Origin of the sequence: Microvirga pakistanensis, assembly GCF_004458765.1 — a bacterium.
Classification (GTDB): Bacteria; Pseudomonadota; Alphaproteobacteria; order Rhizobiales; family Beijerinckiaceae; genus Microvirga; species Microvirga pakistanensis.
Genome location: NZ_SPJX01000547.1, coordinates 1 through 341, shown reverse-complemented (window position 1 = coordinate 341; position 341 = coordinate 1). Strand labels below are relative to the sequence as shown.

The 341-nt window shown below is 54.3% G+C and carries 1 rRNA gene; it reads right to left on the bottom strand.

From position 1 onward, the window contains the following. Positions 1–341: ribosomal RNA gene (locus tag E4K09_RS23755) — 23S ribosomal RNA — on the bottom strand; the annotation flags it as partial.

Here is a 341-nt window from a genome sequence, read left to right as displayed (position 1 = left end):
AGGGAAATCTTATCTTGAGGTAGGCTTCCCGCTTAGATGCTTTCAGCGGTTATCCCTTCCGAACATAGCTACCCGGCGATGCGACTGGCGTCACAACCGGTACACCAGAGGTTCGTCCACTCTGGTCCTCTCGTACTAGGAGCAGATCCTCTCAAATTTCCAACGCCCACGGTAGATAGGGACCGAACTGTCTCACGACGTTCTAAACCCAGCTCGCGTACCTCTTTAAATGGCGAACAGCCATACCCTTGGGACCTGCTTCAGCCCCAGGATGAGATGAGCCGACATCGAGGTGCCAAACACCGCCGTCGATATGAACTCTTGGGCGGTATCAGCCTGTT